At 68.5% G+C, this 20718-nt stretch carries 21 protein-coding genes; 12 read left to right on the top strand and 9 right to left on the bottom strand.

From position 1 onward, the window contains the following. Positions 1-116: 116 nt before the first annotated feature. Positions 117-476, bottom strand: a complete 360-nt coding sequence (locus ASF52_RS22600) for a hypothetical protein (protein ID WP_156368799.1) — start codon at positions 474-476, stop codon at positions 117-119. A 222-nt stretch (positions 477-698) separates the two neighbouring features. Between ASF52_RS22600 and ASF52_RS11025 the strand changes: the two genes are divergently transcribed. Continuing rightward, positions 699-2150: a short-chain fatty acid transporter gene (locus ASF52_RS11025; RefSeq protein WP_056171724.1), complete on the top strand. Its 1452-nt coding sequence runs from the start codon at positions 699-701 to the stop codon at positions 2148-2150. Between the two features lie 8 nt (positions 2151-2158). Further along, positions 2159-2728 carry a carboxymuconolactone decarboxylase family protein gene (locus ASF52_RS11020; RefSeq protein WP_056171722.1) on the top strand — a complete coding sequence of 190 codons (570 nt, stop codon included), beginning with the start codon at positions 2159-2161 and terminating at the stop codon, positions 2726-2728. An 11-nt stretch (positions 2729-2739) separates the two neighbouring features. Here ASF52_RS11020 and ASF52_RS22595 read toward each other — a convergent pair whose 3' ends face one another. The 7 genes from ASF52_RS22595 to rpmH all read right to left on the bottom strand — a co-directional run bounded on the left by ASF52_RS22595 (position 2740) and on the right by rpmH (position 7030). Further along, complete coding sequence (locus ASF52_RS22595; RefSeq protein WP_156368798.1) at positions 2740-2895, bottom strand: hypothetical protein; 156 nt, start codon at positions 2893-2895, stop codon at positions 2740-2742. Beyond that, the gene (locus ASF52_RS11015) at positions 2892-3128 is read right to left on the bottom strand and encodes a hypothetical protein (protein WP_056171720.1); all 237 of its coding nucleotides are present in this window, start codon (positions 3126-3128) and stop codon (positions 2892-2894) included. Before ASF52_RS11015 ends, ASF52_RS22595 begins: the two co-directional genes overlap by 4 nt. Before the next feature lie 31 nt (positions 3129-3159). Next, positions 3160-3537, bottom strand: coding sequence for a DUF423 domain-containing protein (locus tag ASF52_RS11010; RefSeq protein WP_056171718.1), 378 nt, complete (start codon positions 3535-3537; stop codon positions 3160-3162). Beyond that, positions 3534-4196, bottom strand: a complete 663-nt coding sequence (yihA, locus tag ASF52_RS11005) for a ribosome biogenesis GTP-binding protein YihA/YsxC (protein ID WP_056171716.1) — start codon at positions 4194-4196, stop codon at positions 3534-3536. Before yihA ends, ASF52_RS11010 begins: the two co-directional genes overlap by 4 nt. 160 nt (positions 4197-4356) lie before the next feature. Next, positions 4357-6219 carry a membrane protein insertase YidC gene (gene yidC / locus ASF52_RS11000; RefSeq protein WP_056171714.1) on the bottom strand — a complete coding sequence of 621 codons (1863 nt, stop codon included), beginning with the start codon at positions 6217-6219 and terminating at the stop codon, positions 4357-4359. Then, positions 6212-6838 (bottom strand): ribonuclease P protein component, encoded by a 627-nt coding sequence (gene rnpA / locus ASF52_RS10995; RefSeq protein ID WP_056171712.1) that lies wholly within the window; start codon positions 6836-6838, stop codon positions 6212-6214. Before rnpA ends, yidC begins: the two co-directional genes overlap by 8 nt. Positions 6839-6895: 57 nt before the next feature. Beyond that, entirely contained in the window at positions 6896-7030 is a 135-nt protein-coding gene (gene rpmH, locus ASF52_RS10990; RefSeq protein WP_055947927.1) for a 50S ribosomal protein L34, read from the bottom strand. A 339-nt stretch (positions 7031-7369) separates the two neighbouring features. Between rpmH and rcdA the strand changes: the two genes are divergently transcribed. Further along, on the top strand, positions 7370-7897 hold the full coding sequence (gene rcdA / locus ASF52_RS10985) for a protease adaptor protein RcdA (RefSeq protein ID WP_056171710.1): 528 nt from the start codon (positions 7370-7372) through the stop codon (positions 7895-7897). A gap of 79 nt (positions 7898-7976) precedes the next feature. On the opposite strand, the gene ASF52_RS10980 is transcribed toward rcdA, so the two are convergent. After that, entirely contained in the window at positions 7977-10496 is a 2520-nt protein-coding gene (locus ASF52_RS10980) for a glycogen/starch/alpha-glucan phosphorylase (protein WP_056171709.1), read from the bottom strand. A gap of 388 nt (positions 10497-10884) precedes the next feature. On the opposite strand from ASF52_RS10980, the gene mdcA reads away from it, so the two are divergent. The 9 genes from mdcA (at position 10885) to ilvD (ending at position 20562) form a co-directional block, all read left to right on the top strand. Continuing rightward, positions 10885-12531 (top strand): malonate decarboxylase subunit alpha, encoded by a 1647-nt coding sequence (mdcA, locus tag ASF52_RS10975; protein WP_056171706.1) that lies wholly within the window; start codon positions 10885-10887, stop codon positions 12529-12531. A gap of 9 nt (positions 12532-12540) precedes the next feature. Continuing rightward, positions 12541-12858 carry a malonate decarboxylase acyl carrier protein gene (mdcC, locus tag ASF52_RS10970; RefSeq protein ID WP_056171704.1) on the top strand — a complete coding sequence of 106 codons (318 nt, stop codon included), beginning with the start codon at positions 12541-12543 and terminating at the stop codon, positions 12856-12858. Continuing rightward, positions 12855-13766, top strand: coding sequence for a biotin-independent malonate decarboxylase subunit beta (locus tag ASF52_RS10965; protein WP_056171702.1), 912 nt, complete (start codon positions 12855-12857; stop codon positions 13764-13766). The genes mdcC and ASF52_RS10965 overlap by 4 nt, the downstream gene beginning before the upstream one ends. Then, the gene (locus ASF52_RS10960; RefSeq protein WP_056171700.1) at positions 13753-14478 is read left to right on the top strand and encodes a biotin-independent malonate decarboxylase subunit gamma; all 726 of its coding nucleotides are present in this window, start codon (positions 13753-13755) and stop codon (positions 14476-14478) included. The genes ASF52_RS10965 and ASF52_RS10960 overlap by 14 nt, the downstream gene beginning before the upstream one ends. Continuing rightward, a complete protein-coding gene (gene mdcG, locus ASF52_RS10955; RefSeq protein ID WP_056171697.1) occupies positions 14471-15106 on the top strand; it encodes a malonate decarboxylase holo-[acyl-carrier-protein] synthase in 636 nt (211 codons plus the stop codon). The genes ASF52_RS10960 and mdcG overlap by 8 nt, the downstream gene beginning before the upstream one ends. Further along, a complete protein-coding gene (gene mdcB / locus ASF52_RS10950; protein ID WP_056171695.1) occupies positions 15100-15939 on the top strand; it encodes a triphosphoribosyl-dephospho-CoA synthase MdcB in 840 nt (279 codons plus the stop codon). The genes mdcG and mdcB overlap by 7 nt, the downstream gene beginning before the upstream one ends. Beyond that, a complete protein-coding gene (locus ASF52_RS10945) occupies positions 15936-16859 on the top strand; it encodes an acyltransferase domain-containing protein (protein WP_056171693.1) in 924 nt (307 codons plus the stop codon). The genes mdcB and ASF52_RS10945 overlap by 4 nt, the downstream gene beginning before the upstream one ends. A 250-nt stretch (positions 16860-17109) precedes the next feature. Next, positions 17110-18621, top strand: a complete 1512-nt coding sequence (gene glgA / locus ASF52_RS10940; RefSeq protein ID WP_056171691.1) for a glycogen synthase GlgA — start codon at positions 17110-17112, stop codon at positions 18619-18621. Positions 18622-18723: 102 nt separating this feature from the next. Then, on the top strand, positions 18724-20562 hold the full coding sequence (ilvD, locus tag ASF52_RS10935) for a dihydroxy-acid dehydratase (protein WP_056171689.1): 1839 nt from the start codon (positions 18724-18726) through the stop codon (positions 20560-20562). Positions 20563-20718 lie beyond the last annotated feature (156 nt).

Below are 20718 nucleotides of genomic sequence, written 5' to 3'. Positions count from 1 at the left end.
CGGTGGGGCCCACTCCCGAACCGCAGCCTCAAGACTGCAACCAGAACTGATGTGCTTTAGTTAGTCCCGTCGCGGGTTCGTTTCAAGCGGTTTCGCGCGCTGGAAATCGAACCGCGTCAGTGCCCCGAATCGCGTACGGCCATTCGGAGTTGGCTTTCCAGGCGAGCGAGACGGTGGGTCGCCGCCTTGTGGAGGCATCCCCGGAAGCTGTCGCCGGCGAAGAAGCCGATTTCGGCCTGGCGACGACATTCGAGGAGGGGCGGCCCGAGAACCACTCCCAGCGCCACGACGAGCACGATGCCGACGTTGATCAACGCCGCGGCGAGCCAGGCCCTTCCGCTGCCGAATGCACGGCCGCCGGATGGAGCAGGCCGTGCCGCATCGTTTCCCGTCGTCAGGTCACGAACGGACGGAGGCGGTCCACGCCGGGTCGCCATCAGGCGGTCGAGATCGACGCCCTGAGAAGCCTTGGCCAACACATCCCCCTGGTCCGGCGCCCCCGTCGTCCGAGGCGATTGCCCCGGGTCCAAGCTGCACACGAGCGATGTTCGGCCTCCAATCTTGAAGGAACCGCAAAGATCTGAGCGATCGTCTGACATCTCGGGCCGAACGTGTTCATCACCGGTGACGCCCGCTTGAGCGTAGCGGTGGTTTGCGCAAGATGCGGCCACCGCTCCGAACGCCACGGAATTCCGCCCATGTCGAACACATCCCGCCCGCCCGCCGGCCCGACGGGGGACCCGGCCACCGAGGGGGCGCTGTCCCGCTTGGGGATCCGCTTCACCGCTTGGGCGGAAAAGTGGTTTCCGGATGCGTTCGTCTTCGTCGCCATCGCGGTGGTGATCGTGGCGCTCGGCGCGCTGGCCAACGGCGCCCCGCCGGCGGCCATCGCGAAAAGCTTCGGCGACGGGTTCTGGAGCCTGATCCCCTTCACCATGCAGATGGCCTTCGTCACCATCGGCGGCTACGTCGTGGCCACCGCCCCTCCGGTGCAGGCTCTGATCGACCGCCTCGCGGCGATCCCGAAATCCGGTCGCGGCGCCGTCGGTCTGGTGGCGGCGGCCACCATGCTGTCGTCGTTCCTCAGCTGGGGCCTGAGCCTGATCTTCGGCGGCCTCCTCGCTCGGGCGCTGGCGCGGCGCACGGACCTGAAGATGGATTACCGCGCGGCGGGTGCCGCCGCCTATCTGGGGCTCGGTGCCACCTGGGCCATGGGCCTCAGTTCGTCCGCGGCGCAGCTTCAGGCGAACCCGGCGAGCCTGCCGAAGAACCTCCTCGCCATCACGGGCGTGATCCCGTTCAGCGAGACCATCTTCCTGTGGCAGTCGATGCTGATCGCCGTGATCCTGTTCGTGATCTCCATCATCATCGCCTACGTCTCGGCACCCGGGCCGGCCAATGCCGTCACCGCGGAATCCATGGGCGTCGATGTCTCGCGCGAAAAGCCCGACACCACGCGTCCGAGCCAGCCGAGCGAGTGGCTGGAGCATTCGCCGATCCTGACCCTGCTCCTCGCGGTGCTGGCGGTCGGCTGGCTCGTGCAGGAATTCGCCCGGCAATCCTGGATCACCGCGATCTCGAGCCTCAACACCTACAACTTCCTGTTCCTCACCCTCGGACTGCTCCTGCACTGGCGGCCGAAGAACTTCCTGAAGTCCGTCGGCAAGGCCGTGCCGGCCACCGCCGCCGTCCTGATCCAGTTTCCGTTCTATGCCGCCATCAGCGCCATGCTTACCGGCCCGAAGAACGGGGCCGGCACGTCCGTGTCCGACGTCATCACCCACGCGTTCGTGAGCCTCAACACCACGGGCAGCTTCCCCATCTCCATGGGCGTCTACTCGGCGGTGCTCGGCTTCTTCGTGCCGTCCGGCGGCGGAAAATGGCTCCTGGAAGCGCCCTACGTGATGCAGGCGGCCAACGAACTTCAGGTCCATCTCGGCTGGGCGGTGATGGTCTACAACGCGGCGGAAGCCCTGCCGAACCTCATCAATCCGTTCTGGATGCTGCCGCTGCTCGGCATCCTCGGCCTGAAGGCCCGCGACATCGTCGGCTTCAGCTTCCTGCAACTCATCATCCACCTCCCGGTGGTGCTGTTCCTGCTCTGGGCATTGGCCTTCACCCTGACCTACCACCCGCCCGTGATGCCGTAGGCCGCGTGATGTCCAACCCCGACCGCATGCCGGAACTTCCGGTCGAGCAACTCACCGACGCCCAGAAGGCAGCGTCGGAGGCGTTTCGCGTGGCACGCAAGGGACCGGTCTTCGGGCCGTTCGTGCCGCTCCTGCGCAGTCCCGAACTGATGACCAACGCCAGCACCATGGGGTTGCACCTGCGCTACCGCAGCGTGCTGCCCCTGCATCTGTCGGAACTGATCATCCTGATCACGGCGCGGGAATGGACCCAGCAGCTGGAGTGGCACATCCATGCGCCCATCGCCGTGGAGGCCGGGCTCGATCCGGCCCTCGTCGCGGCGATCCAAGAGGGGCGGCGTCCCGATGCGATGGGTCGGGAAGAGGCGTTGGTCTACGCTTTCTCGATGGAGCTTCACCACAACAAGGCGGTGAGCGACACCACCTACGCCCGCGTGGTCGAGGCCTTCGGCGAGCAGGGCGCCATCGAGATGGCGGGGATCAACGGCTACTATACGTTGCTCGCCATGAGCATGAACATGGCCCGGACGGCCCTGCCGGACGGAGCGACGCCGCAATTGCCGCCGTTGGTCGGGTAGTTCTCGAGTTTCTATCGTGCCCGCTGGCCGGCGGCGCGGTTCGATGTCGGAACCGGATCACGCGCCTGACGACGACCTGCGGCCTCGTGCAGGCGGACGGCGACATATCCCATCACGACGACGATGGCGGGCGTGACGACGAATGCGAGAATGGCAAGCTCGGTCATGGGGTAAGCTCCTTCAGCGTACGCCTCGCCAACAGATGTAGGATGGTCGCAGCGGTAAGCCAACCGGCAATCCCCAGCATCAGAGCAAGCGGTTTCAACGTCACCTGCAGATTGCTGACATTGTAGATGTAGCCGGCCACGGGCGTTGCGATCCCGACGGTGAAGCAGGATGTCGCCGCCGTGTTGAGCGCAGTCGCCAGGAGTTTGGTCTGTTCGTTGAAGACGATGCTCATTGGGTCGACCGTCGCGCGAGGCGTTGCCGGTTCACGACCGGCCCCGAACCGGCACGAACGCCGCCACGGCGGCCAGCAGCCATCCGCCCATGAGCAGGACCCCGCCCGTGGGCGCGGCCATGGCAAACAGCGGCGTGCCGTGGAGCGCCCGCAGGGTGAGGTCGCCGGAGAACAGGGCCAGGCCCACGACGAGGGCGGCGGCGGCGAGCCGGGTGAGGAGACGGTGCGTCGCGCCCGTGGCGGCCAAAGCCACCAGTCCGAGGAGGGCGGGGGCGTGGAACAACAGGAACTGCGCGGCCGTCTTCAGGCTGTCGGCCCCGGCCCCGTGGGCCGCCCTCGCGCTTGCCGCGACCCCGAGGAGGCCGGCGAGGGCGCCCAGCGCCATGAGGATGCGGTCGGGCAGGGTCATGCGCCGCGCTCCTTGAGCAGGCGGGCGACGCTGGCGCGCAGTTCCGGCACGCCGCGATCGTCGCGGCTCGAGGTGATCAGGATCTCCGGATAGGCGGCCGGGCGCTTCGACAGGGCTTCACGGGTCTTCTCGATGCGCGCCTCGATCTCGGACTTCTTCAGGGCGTCGCCCTTGGTCAGCACCACCTGATAGCTCACGGCGGCCTGATCGAGGCCGTCGAGGACGTCGGTGTCGATGCTTTTCAGGCCGTGGCGCGAGTCGATGAGCATGAACACCCGGGCGAGGTTGGCCCGACCTTTCAGGTAATCGTGGATGAGGTCGGTCCAGGCCTCGACCTTGGTCTTCTCCACCGCCGCGTAGCCGTAGCCCGGCATGTCGACGAGGGTCAGGCGGCCGCCGATGTCGAAGAAGTTGAGCTGCTGGGTCCGGCCGGGCGTGTGCGAGGTCCGCGCCAGGGTGTTGCGGCCGGTGAGTGCGTTGACGAGGCTCGACTTACCGACGTTGGAGCGCCCCGCGAAGGCGATCTCGACGCCCTTCATGGGCGGCAGGGCCACCACGGTGGGGGCGGAGGAGAGGAAGTCGGCGGCGCCGGCGAACAGGAGGCGGCCGGATTCGAGGAGCGCGGCGTCGGCTTCGGTCTGGGATTCTGATTGAGACATGGGTCGGGACCGATCGGGGCGGGCGTATCCGCCATTCGAGAGCCGACACGCGAGAAACAGGACGGTCCTCCCCGTCGCAGGACACGGAGGACCGACGGGGAGAGGGCGAGCCGTGAAGGCGCCGGTCCGGTTCGTGTCGGACCGGCGTCTTTCGAAAAGATCAGCTTTTGGCCGGCGCGTTCTTGTCGGCGGGCTTCTTCTTGAACATCCCCGAGAGGTTGTCCCACAACTCCACCTTCACGCCGTTGCGGCGCATGATGACGTATTGCTGGATCACCGAGAGGGTGTTGTTCCAGGCCCAGTAGATCACCAAGCCGGCCGGGAAAGAGCCGAGCATGAACGTGAACACGATCGGCATGAAGGTGAAGATCTGCGCCTGGACCGGGTCCGGCGGCGCGGGATTCATTTTCATCTGGATGAACATCGTGATGCCCATGATGATGGGCCAGATGCCGAGGTGGACGATGTCCGGCGCCGCGTAGGGGAGCAGACCGAACAGGTTGAGGAAGCTCGTCGGATCGGGCGCGGCCAGATCCTGGATCCAGCCGAAGAACGGCGCGTGCCGCATCTCGATGGTGATGAACAGCACCTTGTAGAGGGCGAAGAACACCGGAATCTGGATCAGCACCGGCCAGCAGCCGGCGACCGGATTGATCTTCTCCTTCTTGTACAGCTCCATCATCGCCTGCTGCTGCTTCAGCTTGTCGTCGCCGTAGCGTTCGCGGATGGAGGCCATCTCGGGCTGTACGGCCTTCATCTTGGCCATCGACTGGTAGGACTTGTTGGCGATGGGCAGGAACAGGAGCTTCAGGCACAGGGTCACGACCAGGATCGCGACGCCGAAATTCCCGAACAGGTGGAAGAAGAAGTCCAGCGCCCGGAACATCGGCTTGGTGATGAAGTGGAACCAGCCCCAGTCGATCATCAGATCGAACTTCTCGATGCCGAGGTCCTTCTGGTAGCCGTTGATGGTGTTGACTTCCTTGGCCCCGGCGAAGAGCTGCTGGGTCGCCGTCGCCGTGGCGCCGGGATCGACGACGCGCACGCCGCCGAGCACGCTCGCCTGATAGACCTTGGTGGCGCCGTCCGTGCGCTCGGTGAAGCTGCCGGTGTATGGCGCCGCCTGATCGGGGATCGCTGCCGCGGCCCAGTACTTGTCGGTGATGCCGACGAAGCCACCGGTGACGCCGGTCCAGGCCTTGCCCTTGGTGGCGACGTTGCCGAGCACCGGCTCCTTGGCGAGGTGGTCGTAGGTGTATTCCTGCAGGCCCTCGGCGCCGAGCACGCCGATCATGCCCTCGTGGAGCACGTAGTAGCCCTGCGTCGTCGGCTTGCCCCAGCGCGAGACGAGGCCGTACGGGTAAAGGCTGACGGCGGCCGCACCCTTGTTCTCGACCTCGTCGCGGACCGTGAACATGAACTTGTCGTCCACGGCGATGATGCGGCGGAAGACCAGGCCGGCGCCGTTGTCGAAGCTCAGGGTGACGGGCTTGCCGACCGACAGGGTGGTGGCGTCGGCGGTCCAGACCGTGTCGCCGCCGGGTAGCGGGCCGGCATTCTGGCCGACCCAGCCGAATTCGCCGTAATAGGGATTGGCCGTGCCGGTGGGGGAGAGCAGCACGATGCGCGGGCTCTTGTCGTCCACGGTCTCGTGGTAGTTCTTGAGAAGGACGTCGTCGATGCGGCCACCCTTGAGGGCGACGGAGCCGGCGAGTGCCGGCGTGTCGATGGTCACGCGGGGCGAGCGGGCGATCACCGCCTCGCGGGACTCGACAGCGCCTTGGCCGTTGCCGGTGGCACCCGGAAGGGTCCCGGGCACGGGGGCGGCCGGGCCGCCTTCCTTCGGGCTCGGGCTCGGTACGCCGTCGGCCGAGGTCGCCGCCTTGCCCTGGAGCGCTTGGGCTTGGAGGGTCGCCTGACGCTGCTGCTCGACGCGCGGGGCGGCGATGAAGTAGTTCCAGCCGAGCAGGACCGCCAGCGACAGGGCGATCGCGACGATCATGTTCGTCTTGTCATTACCCATCGGTCGGTCCGTCGCATGCGTAGGGAATGGGGGAGGGCGCCGTGGCGCGGCCCTGCGAGGCGTCAGCCCCGGGACCAGAGGCCAATAGCGGCATCGTGGAGTCAGCGCCAGACGCCGGCCGGTCGGATGTCGGCTTGTCGAATGCAGGCTTGCCCCGACCACGCCGGGGGCTGGAGCGAACTGCCGCCTCGCCAGCCGAATCCTTGCGCGTCTGCGGCTTGGTCACGATGGGTACGGCGCGGCGCAGGTCTTCGATCAGGGTCTCGAACGCGGCGGACAGAGCCGGGCGCCGAGCGATGAGCACCACGTCGGCCGCCGGACTCGGCAAGACGTCTTCCGCCGCGCGCAGGGCCGCGCGAAGACGCCGCCGGATGCGGTTGCGCTCCGTGGCGTGCCCGACACGCTTCGTGATGGTGAAGCCGATGCGCAGGCCTTCGGCCACTGCGGCGGGTTCCTCGCCGGACTTCTGCACAGACTCGCTGCGCAGTCGGCCCTGGGCGGAGAAGCGCTCCGTATGGAAGCGTCGTCCGCTCGCCGCGGTCAGGAAGTCCGAGCGTTGCGTGAGCCGTCCGATCGTTGCCACGGCCAATCCGATCTCGTGGCCGGAGGCCAAGGTCATAAGACCGGGTTCAGACAGGACCGGCCGCCCGAAGGCGGCACGGCACCCCGGTCGCTCTCAGGCCGACAGCTTCTTGCGGCCGTGGGCGCGGCGGGCGGCGATGACCTTGCGGCCGCCGGCGGTCGCCATGCGGGCACGGAACCCATGGCGACGCTTACGCACGAGCTTGCTGGGCTGATAGGTTCTCTTCACGGCACGATCTCCGATAGCCAAGGATGGGTGCCGCAGGCTTCACCGCCAGTGCAGGCCCCGTCACTCGTCCAGAATGTGTCTGCAAGCGCGAAGAGCGCCCAGAAGGGCGCCGCGTCGCGATGGCGCGGCTTATGGCGGATGGCCGGCGCCGAGTCAACGCGCATCGGCGGATCGAAGGCCGTGGAACAGGCTGCCCGCGCCCGCTCGAGTTAAGGTTAACTTTAGGTGAAAGAGGCGCTCGCTCGTTCGCGGCGTTAGCATTGCGGACCATCGGATGAAAGCGGCGGGATTGTCCCCGATCGGGACGATGGACCGACGAAGCGCCGCACGGGAGGCACGATGAACGGATTCGACGTCACGATTCGGGACGAGCGGGACTGGGTCAGTTTCGGTGATACCTATGTGGGCTCCGATGCCTTCAAGACGCTGTTTCGCGAAGGCATGACCATGGTGGAGGAGGCGGCGGCCTATCTCGATGGCGAGGGCCGCGACGAGTCGCGCCTGATGTCGCGGGACGGCACCCTCAGCTACGCCAGCGAGACCATGCGGCTGACCACCCGCCTCATGCAGATCGCGTCCTGGCTCCTGGTGCAGCGCGCCGTCGCCGAGGGCGAGCTGACGCCCAACGAGGCCTTGGAAGAGAAGACCCGGGTGCGCCTCGCCACCCCCGATCCGTTCAAGGCGGACGTCTTCGGGATCCTGCCGGCCCGTCTGCAGGACCTCATCGTGCGCTCGCGCCGGATGCATGCCCGCATCCTCCACCTCGATGGGCTGATCACCGACGAGCGTCCGGCTCCCGTCGCGGTCGCGAGCCCCGTCGCCGCGCAGCATACCCTGCTGCATGCGGCGTTCGGGACCGCGCACTGAGATCTGCCAAGTGACGACACCCCGGCCGATGGGGATCGGCCGGGGTGTCGTGTTCGAGCGACGGTTGGATGCCTGAGCGTCAGGCGACCCGAACGCGCCAGATCTCGGCGGCGTATTCGCGCATGGAGCGGTCGGACGAGAACCAGGCCATCCGGGCCGTGTTGAGGATGGCCGAGCGCCACCACGCGGCCGGATCGTTCCAGGCCGTGTCGACGGCCCGCTGGGCGCGCCAGTAATCCTCGAAATCGACGGTCAGCAGGTAGCGGTCGTTGTGAACGAGGCTGTCCACGATGGGCCGGAACCGAGCGGGATCGTCGGGCGAGAATCCACCCGTCCCAATGAGGTCGAGGGCGGCCGCGAGGCGCGGCGAGGCGGCGATGGCGGCCCCGGCGTAGTCCGGCTCGTTCATGCGGGCCTGCACCCCAGCCGCGTCGAGGCCGAAGATGAAGATGTTGTCCGCACCGACATGATCGCGGATCTCGATGTTCGCGCCGTCGAGGGTGCCGATGGTGAGGGCACCGTTCAACGCGAGCTTCATGTTGCCGGTGCCGGACGCTTCCATGCCGGCGGTGGAGATCTGCTCCGACAGGTCGGCTGCCGGGATGATCGCCTCGGCCAGACTCACCGAATAGTTCGGCAGGAACACCACCTTGAGGCGCCCGGCGACATCGGGATCGTCGTTGACCACCCGGGCGACGTCGCAGGCGAGCTTGATGATCAGCTTGGCCTGGACGTAGCTCGGCGCGGCCTTGCCGCCGAAGATCTTGACCCGGGGCGTCCAGTCCCGGTGCGGCTCGGCCTTGATCGCCTGATAGAGTGCCACCGTCTCGATGACGTTGAGGAGTTGGCGCTTGTACTCGTGGATGCGCTTGATCTGTACGTCGAACAGGCTCGACGGATCGATGGTGACGCCCGTGCGCTCGACCACCACCCGGGCCAGCGCCTCCTTGCGGGCGCGGCGCATGGACCGGTAGCGGTCCTGGAAGCTGGCGTCCGAAGCGTGGTCGGCGAGCCCGGTCAGCAGCTCGGGATTGTCGAGGACGCCGGCGCCCACGGCTTCGACGGCGAGGCGCGTCAGTTCCGGATTGCAGTTGTGCAGCCAGCGGCGGAAGGTGATGCCGTTGGTCTTGTTGACGATCTTGTCCGTATCGAGGGCGTGCAGATCCTTGAAGACCGTCGAGCGCATGAGGTCCGTGTGCAGGGCCGAGACCCCGTTGACCCGCCGCGCGCCGAGGAAGGCGAGGTGCCCCATGCGCACACGCTTGCCGTTGGCCTCCTCGATGAGGGACACGGAGGCGAGCTGCGCCGCATCCGCTCGGCCGTGCCGGCCCTGCTCCTCGAGGTGCATCCAGTTGATGAGGTAGATGATCTGCATGTGACGCGGCAGCACGCGCTCCATCAGCTCGACGGACCACGTTTCCAAGGCCTCGGGCAGCAGGGTGTGGTTGGTATAGCCGAGCGTGTTGGTGGTGACGTGCCAGGCGTCTTCCCAGTTGAAGCCATGATCCTCCAGGAGAAGGCGCATCAGCTCCGGCACGGCGATGGCCGGATGGGTGTCGTTGAGCTGGATCGCGGCGTGGTCGGGCAGGGTGCGGAGATCGCCGCGCTCGGCCGCGTGCCGGCGCACGAGATCCTGCAGGGACGCGGAGGTGAAGAAGTACTCCTGGCGCAGGCGCAGTTCCTGGCCGGAATCCGACGAATCGCTCGGATACAGCACCCGTGAGATCGCCTCGGCCCGGGACCGCGCGGCCACGGCGCCGATATGGTCGCCGCCATTGAAGCGTGCGAGCTCGACGGGCGCTTCCGCTTCGGCCTTCCAAAGGCGCAGGGTGTTCACGTGGCGCCCGCGCCAGCCCACCACCGGCACGTCGTGGGCCACCGCCTGGACCGTCTCGGCCGGGTGCCAGTGACGGCGAATCACGCCCTCGGACACGGCCGACATGGTGACATGGCCACCGAACCCGATGGTGTAGGTCGCCTCCGGGCGGACGAATTCCCAAGGGTTGCCCTCGGCGAGCCAGGTCTCCGGGGCTTCCTTCTGCCAGCCATCCTCCAGGGATTGCCGGAACAGGCCGTGGTCGTACCGGATGCCGTAGCCGATGGCCGGGATCGAGAGGCTCGCCATGCTTTCCATGAAGCAGGCGGCGAGGCGCCCGAGGCCGCCATTGCCCAGGGCCGCGTCGGGTTCGGCGCCCTCGACGGTGTCGAGGTCGACGCCGAGGTCGCGCAAGGCCGCGCGCGTTGTCTCGACGAGGCCGAGATTGTTCATCGCGTCCGACAGCAGACGGCCGATGAGGAATTCGAGGGAGAGGTAGTAGACCCGCTTGTTCGGCACGGATTCACCGTTCGCCATACAGGCATCGACGATCCGGTCGCGCAGGGCCAGGGCGGTCGCGGCGAACCAGTCGCGCTCGCGGGCGTTCTGCGGGGTCTTGCCGATGGCGTAGGCGAGCTTGGCGAGGATCGCTTCGCGCAGGTCGGCCACGGCGTCGCCCGATGTGGAGACGACGGGCAATGTGCGCGCGACCGCCCGGTGGACGCTCGCCTGACCGGATGCGTCCTCACCGGTCTCGGGTGCGATGAGCTTCTCATTCAACACGTGTCGATCCCCCTCATGCTTGCAGGCGCGCGGCCGGTCGCTTGAGCGCGAGCCCCCGAGGCATCGCCTCCATGCGGGCGTGCGCCTCGGGGTTTCGCGGTTGCCACCTGTTGAATCGCGCTGTGGGTCGCTTCTCTCGCCGGTCTGCGAGAGCCGCTCCCGTCTCCGTGATGCGTTCGGACCCTGAGGTCCGACAACACCGTGCGTCGCATCGAATCCGCACGGGAATGAGACAGGGATAGGTTGAAGGTTCGATGAATGCGGCGGAAACGCGCAGTCAGCGGCCACATTGTGCGGGAGCCGCCCAGTTCCGTATGCACTGCCTTGCCAATTGCATACAAAGAGCTTCATGATTGCATATTAGCTATCCGCTTCACGGAGGCCGACCATGAGGGACTGGGCGACGCAAGGGAGTGCCCGCGCGGCGCGCATCGCGGCCGGCGCCCCCTTCGCCCGCGGCAAGGTCGTCGCCCTGTCCGATCTCGCGCCCTTCCTCGAAGCGGTCCTCCGACCGGGGGACAGGGTGTGCCTCGAAGGCGACAACCAGAAGCAGGCCGACGTCCTGGCCGACGCCCTGGCCGAGGTCGACCCGGGGGTGATCCACGACCTCCACATGGTGCAGTCGGGCATCGTTCTCCCGTCCCATCTCGACGTGTTCGAGAAGGGGATCGCGCGTCGGCTCGACTATTCGTATTCCGGCCCGCAGGCGGCGCGCATCGCCCGGATGCTCTATGGCGGACAGATCGCCCTCGGTGCGGTTCACACCTACCTCGAGCTCTTCGCGCGCTACTTCATCGACCTGACGCCGCAGGTCGCCCTGATCGCGGCCGTCAGCGCCGACCGCGACGGAAATCTCTACACCGGCCCCAACACCGAGGACACGCCCACCGTCGTCGAGGCCACTAGCTTCAAGGACGGCCTCGTGGTGGCGCAGGTCGGCCAGATCGTCGACCGGGTGCCCCGCGTCGACATCCCCGGCGACCGGGTCCATTTCGTGGTCGACGCGGGCAAGCCGTTCTACGTCGAGCCCCTGTTCACCCGCGATCCCGCTGCCATCACCGAGACCCAGATCCTCACGGCGATGCTGGCGATTAAGGGCCTCTACGCGCCCTACGGCATTCGCCGACTCAACCACGGCATCGGCTTCAACACCGCCGCCATCGAGCTGCTGCTGCCGACCTACGGCGAAGCGCTCGGTCTGCGCGGACAGATCTGCACCCACTGGGCGCTGAACCCGCACCCGACCCTGATCCCCGCCATAGAGGCCGGTTGGGTCGAGCAGATCCACTGCTTCGGTTCGGAAGTCGGGATGGACGATTACATCGCCGCCCGGCCGGACATCTACTTCACGGGCTCGGACGGGTCGCTACGCTCCAACCGGGCCTTCTGCCAGACCGCGGGCCTCTATGCCTGCGACCTCTTCATCGGCTCGACCCTGCAGATCGATCTCTCGGGTCACAGCTCGACGGTCACCACCAACCGCATCGCGGGCTTCGGTGGGGCGCCCAACATGGGGTCCGATCCACGCGGCCGGCGCCATCCGAGCGAGCCCTGGCTCAAGGCCGGTGCGGAGGCCGATCCCGATACGCCCGCCCCCTTGCGCCGGGGCCGCAAGCTCGTGGTGCAGATCGGCGAGACATTCGGGGATGCCAACGTACCCCTGTTCGTCGAGCGGCTCGATGCCCTCGCGCTCGCCGAGAAGCTCGATCTGCCGCTCGCGCCCGTGATGGTCTACGGCGACGATGTCACCCACATCGTCACCGAGGAGGGCATCGCCAATCTCCTGCTGTGCCGCAACGTCGACGAGCGCGAGCAGGCGATCCGGGGGGTGGCCGGCTACACGGAGATCGGGCGCCGGCGCGATGCCGGCATGGTGGCGCGCCTGCGCGAGCGCGGCGTGATTCGCAGGCCGGAAGATCTCGGCATCGACCCCCTCGACGCGGACCGTAGCCTGCTCGCCGCCCGCTCCATCAAGGATCTCGCCCTCTCGTCGAGTGGCCTGTACCGGCCGCCGAGCCAATTCCGCAACTGGTGACGGTGAAGCATGGAACGCCTCAGCTACACCCTCGACGCGCCGATCCCCGCCGGGGGCACCAAGCCCCAGGCCCTCGTCGGGATCGTCGCCTCCGGTAATCTGGAAGTGCTGCTGGAGCGGGTGCTCGCGCCCGACCGGTGCACCATCGAGATCGCCACGGCCGCCCATGGCTTCGGCGAAGTCTGGGCCGCCGTGGTGGCGGATTTCGTGGCGCGCCGCGGCGCGGGCGGCCTGCGCATCGCCATCAACGACGGAGGCGCCCGGCCCGACACCGTCGCCCTGCGCCTCGCCCAGGGCGCACGGCTCATCGCCGGAGACGCGCCATGAATCCCGCCTTCGAGACCGAGGCCCTGAGCTGGTACGAGGGCAGCGCCCGCCAGCGCGTCGCCGCCCTCGTCGATCCCGGCAGTTTTCACGAGGTCGTCGGTCCCGAGGAACGGGCGACGAGCCCGCATCTCGCCCTGTTCGACCTGCCCGAGCAGTTCGACGACGGCATGATCGTCGGAAGCGCGACCCTCGACGGCGCCGAGGTTCTGGTCGCCGCCCAGGAGGGACGTTTCATGGGCGGGGCCGTGGGGGAGGTTCACGGGGCCAAGCTCGTCGGCCTGCTCCGCGCCGCCAAGGCTCTCCGCCGCGATGTGCTCATCCTGTTCGACACCGGCGGCGTGCGCCTGCAGGAAGCCAATGCAGGCGAGACCGCCATCGCGGAGATCATGCGGGCCTTGATCGAAGCGCGTGGTTCCGGATCGCGCGTGGTCGGCCTCGTCGGTGGGCGTTCGGGTTGCTACGGCGGCGGCGGGCTCATCGCCGGCTGTTGCTCGGCCCTCATCGTCACCGAACAAGGACGCATCAGCGTCACGGGCCCGGAGGTGATCGAGACCAATCGGGGCGTCGAGGAGTTCGATTCCCGCGACCGCGCACTGGTCTGGCGCACCATGGGGGGTAAGCACCGCTACCTCCTCGGTGGCGCGGACGCTTTCGTCGACGACGGGCCGGGCGCGTTTCGCGCGGCGGTGCAGGCGATCCTGGCAAAGCCCGAACGCCTCGATCTCGCGACCCTCGACGCCGAGCAGGCGCGGCTTGAGCGGCGGCTCGTCCGCTTCGGTACCGCCAGTGATGCGGTCGCGGTCTGGTCGATCCTCGGGGTCAAGGACGCACCCGGCGTTCCGGGCCTGTCCACGCAGGCGTTCCACGCCATCGCCACCTGCCGGGAGAGTGCCGATGACGCTCGCTGAGATCCTCGTCGGACTGTTTCCGGACGGCCATGATGTGGCTGTCGCCGATGGGCTCATCCTCGGCACCGGGCGGCGCGCCGGCGGCAAGCCCGTCCATGTGCTCGGCCTGGCCGAGGGCACACCCCTCGGCATCGAGGGAGCCTTGACCCTGGCGGGGCGGGTCCTCGCCATCGCCCGCTCCGGCGACGGTGCGCCGATCCTGATGCCCGTCGATTCGTCCAGTCAGCGCATGAGCCGGCGGGACGAGCTCCTCGGTCTCAACGAGTACCTCGCCCACCTCGCCAAGGCACTGATGCTCGCCGAGGCGGAGGGGCACCGGACCCTCGGCCTGCTCTACGGCCGCAGCGCCGCCGGGGCCTTCATCGCCACGGCGCTGGCCACCGGCCACCTCGTCGCCCTGCCGGGCGCCCACCCGGAGGTGATGGACCTGCCCTCCATGGCGCGGGTCACGAAACTCTCCCTCGACGTTCTCACCGAGAAGGCCCGTGCGACCGCGGTGTTCGCCCCGGGCCTCGACAATCTCGTCCAGACGGGGGCGATCCACGAGACCTGGGACCCGCGGAGATCCCTGGCCGAGCAGTTGGAGGCTTGCCTTGCCGCGCCACAGGCCTCTGGCGATTGTCGCGACCGTCTCGGGTGGGAGCGTGGCGGTCGGACTCGGGCTGCCGCCATCGCCGAGCGGGTTGCGGCGCGCGTCGCGGACCATGCCTGACGCGCTCGGGCGCCATCAGATGGTCCGGGTCGCCCCCGCCGCCTGGCGCACGCTCCTCATGCGGCGGCCCGAGTACGATGGCCTGCCCTACGTCGCCGACTGGGCCGAACGGAACTGGCCCCTGGTCGTCCGGCGTCCCGCCGGGGGCGAGGCGGGTATTCCCATGGGGCTGCCCCTGCCACCCGCTCAGGGCAAACGACGTCTGTCCTTCGTGCTGGAGGCGTCCGCGCTCCGTGCCATCGCACCTCCGCCCCGTCTTGCCGAGGCCGCGCCCGCGGCGTCGCCCGAGTGGCAACCGACCCTGCGACGCCTCCTCGATCTCGACCCCGAGGTACGGACTTTCGGCAGCCTCGCCTGGCAGCACCTCACGGGCCTTCCCTACCTGTCGCCGACGTCCGACATCGATCTGCTGTGGCGCCTCGACGGGGCGCCCGAGGCGCTCCTCGCCGGTCTCTCGACCATCGCCAGCGAGGCCCCCATGCGGATCGACGGCGAGTGCCTCGGAGCCGGCGGGATGGCCGTGCAGTGGCGCGAACTCGCCGAGGGGATGCCCGAGATACTGGCGAAGGATGCCCGCGGCGTGAGCCTCGTCGCCCGCTCCGATTTCCTCGCGGGTGCCGGATGCTGAGCGCCGCGCGGGTGTCGGCGCTCTCCACACCGGCTGACGCGCTCGCCGCAACGGCCGTGTCCTGCCTGCGCCTCGAGGTCGCCACCTACCCGAAGCCGGGCCTCGTCAGCCACGTCGATCCGGGCGCCCATGCGGATATGGATGCGGCTCTGCTGAACCGCAGCGCCGACACCCTGGAGCCGTACTTCGCCGATCTCGCCGAGGCCGGCGGGCGGGGCGCCGGCATGGACACCCTGAGGGCCATCGGCCTCGCGGCCGAGGCGGCGATGCTCGCAGCCACAGGCGGGGTGAACACCCATCGCGGCGCGATTTTCGGTCTGGGCCTCCTTGTGGCCGCGGCCGGATTCCGCGACGCCTCTGGCGATCGCCGACGCCTCGGGCGTCTCGTCGCCGACCGTTGGGGCGCCGCCATCGCGAACGGTCCCATCCCCCTCCACAGCCACGGTTCCGCCGCCTTGCGACAATACCGGGCCGGCGGTGCGCGACGCGAGGCAGCGCTCGGGTTTCCAACTCTCTACGCCCTCGGACTCCCGGCTCTGCGCGAAGCCGAGGCCATACGACCCGATGACCCGGAAGCCGTGCGGGTGCAGCTCTGCCTCGCCCTCATGGCCGGCGTGGAGGATACGAACCTTCTGCATCGCGGTGGTACCGGGGGCCTCGCCTACGTGCAGGGGGCCGCCCGCGCGTTTCTCGCGGCCGGCGGCATCGCATCTGCCGACTGGCGGGCGCGGGCACAGGCGCTGCACATCGCCTTCACGCGCCGCAACCTCAGTCCGGGCGGCTGCGCCGATCTCCTCGCCATGACCTTGTTCCTCGACGGGGTGGGGCCATGACGTTGGCCCTGCTCTGCTCCGGCCAGGGGCTGCAATCGCCCGATCTGTTCGCCTTGACGGCGGATGCCCCCGCCGCCGCGCCGATCTTCGCCCATGCCGCCGCGTATCTCGGGTGCGATCCGCGAAGCCTCGTGGCGCAGGCCGATCCAGCGGAACTCTACGCCAACCGCATCGGGCAGATCCTGTGCGTCACTGCCGCCCTGGCCCTTGCAGAGTGCGTCGCCGACATTCTCCCACGGCGCTGTGTCGTCGCCGGCTACAGCGTCGGCGAGATGGCGGCTTGGGGCGTTGCCGGAATCTGGACGCCGGAGCAGGTCCTCGGCCTCACCGCTGCGCGGGCCGAGGCCATGGACGCGGCGAGCCGCCCCGGCCAGGGGCTCGCCGCCATCCGTGGCCTGCCGCGTGCGACCCTCGATCCTCTCGTGGCGCGTCATGCCTGCGCAATCGCCATCCGCAACCCCGCGGACCTGTTCGTGGTCGGCGGCATGGGTGACGCTCTCGATGCCCTCTGCGCCGAAGCCGCGCAGATGGGCGCGGCGCGGGCGAGCCGGTTGCACGTCGGGGTCGCCTCGCACACGGCACTGCTCGAACGGGCCGTGGACCCGTTCCATGCGCAGCTCGCCCCCGTACCCGTGCGCCGGCCCATCACAGGCCGGATCCTCCTGAACGGCACGGATGGCACGCCGATCTTCGACGCCGGACGATTCCGCGGTGCGCTCGCCCGACAGGTCGCGACCTTCGTCGATTGGACTGCCTGCCTCGATGCCGTGGTCGAGCGCGGCGCCGAACGGAGCCTCGAACTCGGTCCGGGCCACGCCCTGGCGGACATGATGCGGACACACGCGCCGCAGCTCGCCGTTCGCTCGGCCGATGCCTTCCATACGCTGAGCGGTCTGCGCGCCTGGATTGCCGAAACCTGATCCTTCGTTTGCCTCGCCTTCGCGCCGGGCCTTCGGCATTCGGTCGCGGCCATCGTCCTGAACCGACCCTGAATTCGACGGGCTGCGACCGTTTGCGCCGCACCAAAAGCAAGGAATTCGTAACCGAAATCGTGGCTTGGATTGTGCATCGCAACGGAACCATTTACCAATCGGGGCGTTCACGATGCCGACGTCAGCCACGGGTTGTTTCGCCCTGCACGTCCAAGGTGCCCGGAGCGGCAAGGATAAAATGACGTCTGCGGCGACTGCTCACTCCGCCTCCGCCCGTGGCCTTCTCGGCCAGACGATCCCTCCGCTGCATCAGCCCCGCATCCTGTTCGCCACGCCCGAGATGGCGGATTTCGTGAAGACCGGCGGTCTCGGCGAAGTCGCGGCGTCCCTGCCGCGGGCCCTGCGGCGGCACTACGACATCCGCGTCCTCATCCCCGGCTACCGTCAGGTGGTGGATCGCTTCGACCACATCCCCGTTGTCGCGCAGTTGCCCGGCCATGCCGGTGTGCCGCCCTGCGAACTCGGCCTGGTCGAGAGCGCCGACGGCCTCCAGATCTACGTCGTCCTCAGCCCCGAACTCTACCAGCGCGACGGCACGCCCTACGGCGACGGGCAGGGCGATTTCGCCGACAACGACATCCGCTTCGCCCGCTTGAGTCTCGCCGCCGCCGAGATCGCTCGTGGCGTCGATCCGGCCTGGGCCGCCGACCTTCTCCACCTCAACGACTGGCAGGCGGCCCTCGCCCCGGCCTACCTCGCCTGGTCCGGAGTGCGGGTGCCGAGCATCCTCACGGTGCACAACCTCGCCTACCAGGGCCTGTTCCCGCACGAATCCCTCGGCCGTCTCGGCGTCCCGGACCACGCCTTCCAGATGGACGGCGTCGAGTTCTACGGGCAGCTCTCCTTCCTCAAGGCCGGCATCTACTACGCCTCCCACGTCACGACGGTGAGCGACACCTACGCCCGCGAGATCACGACGCCGGACGCCGGCTGCGGCCTCGACGGGTTGCTGCGCACCCGCGCGTCCCAGGGGCGGCTGGCCGGTATCCTCAACGGCATCGACGAGAGTTGGGACCCGCGCACGGATCCGTACCTCGCCACCCGCTTCGAGGCCGACGACTGGAAGGGCAAGCGCGCCAATGCGGAGACCGTCCGCCGCCAGTTCGGCCTGGCCGTCTCACGCGGACCGCTCTTTGCCATCGTTTCGCGCCTCGTTCACCAGAAGGGCATCGACCTCAGCCTGGCGGCCGCCGACACCATCGTGGCGGAGGGCGGCCAGCTCGTGGTCATCGGGCAGGGCGAGAGCCGGTTCGAGGGGGCCCTGCGCGATCTCTCCCGCCGCCATCCCGACGCCGTCGGTGTCCATGTCGGGTTCAACGAGCAGGATGCCCGCCGAATGTTCGCCGGCAGCGACTTCCTGCTGATGCCGTCGCGCTTCGAGCCCTGCGGTCTGGCTCAGATGTACGCCCAGCGTTTCGGCTCGCTTCCCATCGTCCATCGTACCGGCGGTCTCGCCGACACCGTCGAGGACGGCGTGACCGGCTTCACCTTCGGCGATGCGTCGGCGCGCGGTTTCTCCGGCGCCATTCGGCGGGCCCTCGACACCTTCGGTCAGAAGAAGCGCCTCAACGCCATGCGCCGCACCGCCATGTCGCGCACCTTCGGCTGGGACGAGGCCGCGACCACCTACGCCTCGCTCTACGCCCGCGCGTTCGGCAATGGCGCCGGCCTGCGGGCCCGCGCGGCCTGATGCGATAACACTCCACGGGGGCCGAACCCCAAGACCTGCGAAAAGGCCCTTGCCACGCATCGCCTCCCGCCCGCAAAAGCGCGGCGAACCGTGAGAGATGCGATGCCCGCCTACCGTTCCCGCACCACCACCCATGGCCGCAACATGGCCGGCGCCCGCGGCCTGTGGCGTGCGACCGGTATGAAGGACGGCGATTTCGGCAAACCGATCATCGCCGTGGTGAACTCCTTCACTCAGTTCGTGCCCGGCCATGTCCACCTGAAGGATCTCGGCCAGCTCGTGGCCCGGGAGATCGAGGCGGCCGGCGGCGTCGCCAAGGAATTCAACACCATCGCGGTCGATGACGGCATCGCCATGGGCCATGACGGGATGCTGTACTCGCTCCCCTCGCGCGAGCTCATCGCCGATTCCGTCGAGTACATGGTCAACGCCCACTGCGCCGACGCGATGGTGTGCATCTCCAATTGCGACAAGATCACACCCGGCATGCTGATGGCGGCTTTGCGCCTCAACATCCCGGCGGTGTTCGTGTCCGGCGGCCCCATGGAGGCCGGGAAGGTTCAGCTCAAGGGCGTGATCAAGAAGCTCGACCTCGTCGACGCCATGGTGGCGGCGGCCGACGACCGAGTGTCCGACGAGGATGTGGCCGCCATCGAGCGCGCGGCCTGTCCGACCTGCGGCTCGTGCTCGGGCATGTTCACGGCCAATTCCATGAACTGCCTGACCGAGGCCCTCGGTCTGTCCCTGCCCGGCAACGGCTCGGTGCTGGCGACCCATGCAGACCGCCGCCGTCTGTTCGTCGAGGCCGGCCACCTCATCGTCGATCTCGCCAAGCGCTACTACGAGGGCGACGACGCCAGCGTGCTGCCCCGCGCGGTCGCGGGCTTCTCGGCTTTCGAGAACGCCATGACCCTCGACATCGCCATGGGCGGCTCCACCAACACGGTGCTGCATCTGCTGGCCGCCGCCCACGAGGCGGAGGTGCCGTTCACCATGGCGGACATCGACAGGCTCTCACGGCGCGTACCCGTGCTGTGCAAGGTCGCCCCGGCGGTGGCCGAGGTCCACATGGAGGACGTGCACCGGGCGGGTGGCATCATGGCGATCCTCGGTGAACTCGACCGCGCCGGCCTCATCGATGCGCAGGCCGGGAGCGTGCACGCCGGCACACTGGCTCAAGCCCTCGACCGCTGGGACGTGCGTCGCACGGCCAGTACCACGGTGTCCGAGTTCTACCGCGCCGCGCCGGGCGGTGTGCCGACCCAGGTCGCCTTCAGCCAGGCGGCGCGCTGGGAGGACCTCGACCTCGACCGCGAGGGCGGCGTCATCCGCGCGGCGGCGCATGCCTATTCGCAGGATGGCGGTCTCGCCGTCCTGTACGGAAACCTCGCCGTCGACGGCTGCATCGTGAAGACGGCGGGTGTCGACGCCTCGATCCTCACCTTCACCGGCATCGCCCGGGTGTTCGAGAGCCAGGACGCGTCGGTCGACGCCATCCTCAGCGGGCGGGTGAAGGCCGGCGAAGTCGTTTTGATCCGCTATGAAGGTCCCCGTGGCGGTCCCGGCATGCAGGAGATGCTGTACCCGACGAGCTACCTGAAATCGAAGGGCCTCGGCAAAGCCTGCGCCTTGGTCACCGATGGGCGGTTCTCCGGTGGCTCGTCCGGCCTGTCCATCGGACACGTCTCGCCGGAAGCGGCGGAGGGCGGCCTCATCGGCCTCGTGCGCGACGGCGACCGCATCGAGATCGACATTCCGGGACGCAGCATCCATCTCGCCGTTGACGAGGCTGAACTCGTCGCTCGCCGAGCCGCACAGGACGCCGCCGGGTGGAAGCCGGCCGAGCCACGCAAGCGCCGGATCACCACGGCTCTGCGGGCCTATGCGATGTTCGCCACCAGCGCCGCGCGCGGGGCCGTGCGTCAGGTCGGACCCGAATAGGGGTTCGGCCCGACTGGAGCGCTCTCCGCAGAAGTGGATGCCGGTACGTCGGAGAGCGCGGCCGAACAAAGGCCTCGCGGTGTGTCCCGACCCAACGTGGTCGGGCACGTCTCTAGCCGCGCCCGAACGATTCCAACCGGGCTCTCGTCACGAGAA

This window comes from Methylobacterium sp. Leaf112 (genome assembly GCF_001423295.1).
Lineage (GTDB): Bacteria > Pseudomonadota > Alphaproteobacteria > Rhizobiales > Beijerinckiaceae > Methylobacterium.
This window is presented reverse-complemented; position numbering and strand designations above follow the sequence as displayed.